The 4,581-nt window shown below is 57.5% G+C and carries 5 protein-coding genes; 1 reads left to right on the plus strand and 4 read right to left on the minus strand.

Annotated features, from left to right (window positions below; translation table 11 throughout):
- The first annotated feature begins 146 nt into the window (after positions 1-146).
- A complete protein-coding gene (locus tag AC5RWU_RS23690; protein ID WP_493986622.1) occupies positions 147-377 on the plus strand; it encodes a hypothetical protein in 231 nt (76 codons plus the stop codon).
- Between the two features lie 322 nt (positions 378-699).
- On the opposite strand, the gene AC5RWU_RS23695 is transcribed toward AC5RWU_RS23690, so the two are convergent.
- From AC5RWU_RS23695 to AC5RWU_RS23710, 4 genes are all read right to left on the minus strand, one after another.
- Complete coding sequence (locus AC5RWU_RS23695) at positions 700-1,971, minus strand: MFS transporter (protein WP_494037344.1); 1,272 nt, start codon at positions 1,969-1,971, stop codon at positions 700-702.
- Positions 1,972-2,163: 192 nt separating this feature from the next.
- Positions 2,164-2,586: a cupin domain-containing protein gene (locus AC5RWU_RS23700; RefSeq protein WP_493986624.1), complete on the minus strand. Its 423-nt coding sequence runs from the start codon at positions 2,584-2,586 to the stop codon at positions 2,164-2,166.
- Between the two features lie 126 nt (positions 2,587-2,712).
- A complete protein-coding gene (locus tag AC5RWU_RS23705; protein WP_494037345.1) occupies positions 2,713-3,918 on the minus strand; it encodes a PucR family transcriptional regulator in 1,206 nt (401 codons plus the stop codon).
- Positions 3,919-4,330: 412 nt separating this feature from the next.
- A partial coding sequence (locus tag AC5RWU_RS23710) for a histone-like nucleoid-structuring protein Lsr2 (protein ID WP_493986626.1) occupies positions 4,331-4,581 on the minus strand: 251 nt, incomplete at its 5' end.

Below are 4,581 nucleotides of genomic sequence, written 5' to 3' on the forward strand. Positions count from 1 at the left end.
TCCGACGTCGTATATCGAGCTCTGATCGACGATCAGAAAACCTCCGCAGCCCGCACGCTCATCCTCGCTGCTTGACAGAGGAGCTAGGGACAGTCCCGTTCCGTTCGAAGTCTTGGCACAATACAGAATCAGGGAGACGATGTTCCATGACATCCGGCCCCAAAGCCCAGCATGCGCTGGGTGTCTTCCACGCAGTACGTACCCGGGATGCTGTCGCCCAGACCCGCGATGGATGGCCGTACTTTGAGGTGAATCCTCGCGGTCAGGATGAAGACGGCCAACAGCTTTTTGAAATCCGCTTTGGAGACGGCCAGTGGATCCTTGCGGTTCAGGACGATCTGACGGCCACCACTACGGGCACAACCCATAATCCCTGAATATCCCCGAATCTGGGGTAAACGCCGATAACGGCGCCTATGACATTGCTAGCGGGGCAATTTCCCCACCCTACGTCCCCGATCGGCCGATGCGGAGCGTACCCGGAAGACTGGTCGCGCCTTCTCCCGCTACATACTGTGAATGCCGGCAAAGGGGGTAGTAGCGATGGAGCGCGCATTGCATCTTGCGGTAGTGCTCCCTACATTCAAGAGAAGTGCACGCCCCGCAAGCTGATTATGGCTGCATTCTTGATCACTGATGCATAGGGCAACCGCCCGGTGGAGGACGGCTCCTCCACCGGGCGGTAGTAAGCGCCCAGAGTCAGATGGCATCCATAGACTCTCGTTTGAGAGGTGATTCTTCCTCCTGTGCGAATGAGGCGTCAGGTTCTAGGTGGCGACGCCAAATCAGAGCCGCAGCAACAGATATCAGCCCGAGAAGAGTTCCGTAGTATGCCGGAGCCACTGGCCCGAACCACTGAACGAGCTGGAGTGCTATCAGAACGACGGGACCCATGATGAGTGCTGTGCCGATGTTGTAGGCCATGTTCCCTCCCGTGGCACGAACCGCCGGAGGCATTGCTTCTGCCGCTACCAAGGGGAACATTGCGTAAAGGGAAGCGAGCAGAACAGCCAATACCGACATTCCGAGCGCGATGGCAGGAATGCTCTCCGAGGTGATCAGGAGATAGCAGGGGATCAAGGCGCATGTGTATGCCACAGTGAAGCCCAGGCGGGAATAATGACGCTTTATGCGGTCGATAACCATGCCCCACACGGGGATGCACAACGCGAACAGCAGGAAGGTGACGGCGATGACGGCTGAGACCGTATCCTGATCGATTTCCCGGCTGCGGAGGTAGGTCGGCAGGTACGCCAGGAAGAGAATACAGTTACCCATGAATACGAAGCCCAGGAGTGTCACAGCCAGGATCTTGGTCTTGTGTATCCGCAGTATTTCCTGGCCGGGACGACGGGCGTCTTCCCCTGCTGCCTTGATGGCAGAAAAGACCGGTGTCTCCGTAAGCAGTGACCTTATATAGAGCGCAACAAGGGCCAAGGGGGCGCTTGAGAGAAACAGCCAGCGCCAGCCGCTGTCATTGAACCATTCGTTGCCACCGATGTTCATGAGGGCGAAAGAGAACGCAAAGGCGACAGGATAGGCCATGCCGGTTCCCATCTGAATGAGGGAAATTCCCAACCCTCGGCGCTCGGCGGGCACGTGTTCCATGACAAAGGTAACCGCGCCCATGAGTTCCCCTCCCGCTGCAATGCCTTGGGCAACGCGACAGAGAATAAGCAGGATCGGCGCCATGATGCCTATGGCGTCATAACCGGGCAGAAGTCCGATCGTGGTCGTCGCAGCGCCCATGAGAAGAACAGTGAACATCAGTACGTTCTTACGGCCAATCTTGTCGGCTATGATTCCGAGCGCGATACCGCTGAACGGGCGAACGGCATACGTGACAGCAAAGGTGCTGAAGGACGCTAGGAGCTGCACGGATTCGCTGGCGTTCCCATAGAAAATGTGGCCTATGGTGGCAGCAGCATATGCAAAAACAATTGCGTCATACCATTCGACAAAGTTGCCCAAGGCTCCGGCAATGATGGTTTTTTTCGGAAGAGCTCTATTAGACCTAACTGAGGTAGCCGTCACATCAATCAACTTTCACTGAAGCCAGGCTTTTTACAGCTGCGCCCGGCTGGACGATCAATACGAACAAATGAAGCCGTTTTTTACGTCCGGCTTTGCGGTAGATTGCCTCGTTAATAGCGGCGCAGAACTTCAGGCCGGCTGACCCTGCCGGCATTTAAGTGCGGCTTGAACGGTGTCGAACTGTTTGAAGTCGGGCCGCGCATCACTGGGGTGCCCCCAGATCACAAGCATTCTCAAGGGAGTATTTCCCGCATTTTCCACGCCACGGTCGTCTTCAGGGCGGGTCAGTGCGGCGTCCCCGGGATAAAGCAGCTGATGTGCGCCGTTAACCGTCAGTTGCGCTGTTCCGGACATGACAAAGTAAAGCTCTTCCAGGTTTTCGCCGGAGCGGGGATGACTGTGTATCCCCTCCCCTCCCCCAACCGGAAATTCCCAGGCCTGCACCATTACAGGCAATTCGGATTCCGTCAGGAAATAACTCTGGATCGAGAGGGGACTTTTACCTTCATGAAGGTTGAACGGGTAAACACAATCGCCTTTTCGTTCGATCATTATGACTCCTTTGTCATGCATGGAAAGCGCTATTGCGCCGGTATGTGATTCCGGTCACCATGACCTGTGAAGAGCGTATATGGGGGCTTAGCGCATGGACCATATGCGCGTGTATGAACCTTGGACCTAGTTTTCCTCGGAATGTAGAAAGAGAGGCAATTCGGTCTCCAGGAAGGCCATAAGCCCAACACCGATTTGGAGGGCGAGGCGATCATTGCCGTTCTTCAAGTCATATCCGGTCTGTTCTTCAATCCGCGCGAGCCGGTAGTAAAGAGTGGTCCGGTGGATATTAAGGCGCTGCGATGCTCTGGTGATGTCGCCGCTTTCTTCCAGGAAGACCGATACTGTTTTCATCAAAGCGGCACCCGAACTCGATGTAGCCAGTTCACTGACTGGTGCAGGGATGACTTGGGCCGGGTCCTCCAAAACCGCGCGCAGGAGAACCCCCTGAAAATTGCAGTCGGACCATGACAAGCAGCGTTTGTTCCTGTCAATGGCCGCGTAGGCGGCAAGCGCCGCCTGCGTAAGCAACTCCTCGACTTCGGTGACCCGACCCCAGCTGCTAAGACCGACAGACAGCCGGTCGTATTCCTGCCTGGCTAATGAGTGATCGACCGGGAATCCGGCTTTGTCCGGGGAACGGCGGTGTTGGTCCCTGATGACGGTCAGGGCGATCCGTCCCCGTGCGACTGAAGCTGTCCTGATGATCCTGCGGTCATGTATTGACCTGGCTATAAGTTCATCGAGGATCTGCGCCGGACGAACCGGATCTTCCGGTTCCTGGTGGAAATAGACCACGAAGACGGCGATGTTGGTTTGCGGGTCGATTAGTTGACCCTTCCAAAAATCCCTTAGCTCATGCCTGCGGTTCGGTTTGGAAAGGATCTTCAGGAACGTGGCCCAGACGACGGCTTCCTGCTGTACCGTTCTGTCTGGTTCCTGGCTCAGTATGAGGGCAAATTCGGGAAGAGAGGCCGCAACTATTCTGTCGTCAGCTTCGCTGGCCTCTCCGATCAGCCAGAGAAACCCAACCCATTCGCCGTTTCGCTGCACCGGATAGCACCGACGGACCGTGATTCCGAGGCCGTCGTTCGCGGGAATGCGGATAGGACCTCTGAGGTTTGCCGCATCCACGAAGCTGTACAGGTAGGCAGACGATTCATCGTCCAGGTGGCGGGAAACGAGCACGTTCACGCGCAGGCCGTCCAGGTCGCCGAAATGACGGCTACTGGTGACGAAGTGGCGATGGCGGTCATCAACAGCCACGGACCGACCAAGCTTTTCGGCGAGCTGATCGACGAAGTGCTGTACAGCGTCACGGTTCACAGTCATTTATATACTCCTGCAGCGTTGAACAACTGCGCCGACGAAGGGCAGGCTCCGATTTGGCGGGCACCGGGAGCGGTCTTCCCGTCGTGGCCGCTGAACCGGGTTCCCGTCGACGATACTCTGCCGGCGCCTGCCGTGGCAGGGTCAGGCAGAGCGTCCTTGCGTGTCGGCATCCTTGAGGGTACATCTGATATACCCAAATTTCGGGCCGGAAGTTCCGGCCAGGTGACCGATAACAGCGCATATGTCCCGCTTGGAGATAAGCGCCTCGCTCCTGCCAACACTGGTGCCCCTGGGCAGCGGCAGCATCGTCTTCAGCGACGACGGCCAGGGCGGCTGGATCTGGGAGTACCCGGCCAAATAGCCCTCCGGGCAGGTGGGCGAAGCAGACGGCTTACCCACCTGTCCGCGGTATTCAGGACACCGCTTTACGGTAGGCTTCGACGACCTCGGAGGAGATCCGTCCCCTCCCGGAAACGGTGTAGCCGTTTTTCTTGGCCCATTCGCGGATTTTCCGGGTTGCTTCACGGCTGGAGCCGGCTGGCGCCGTGGGCGCGGCCTTCCCGCGTGCGGAGGCCGCCGAGGCCTTGCGTCCGGCTTTTACATACTGTGTGAAGGTCTTGCGCAGGACCCTGGCGTCGTCAGCGGACAGATCGATTTCGTAGT

This window comes from Arthrobacter sp. B0427-1-12 (assembly GCF_059092905.1).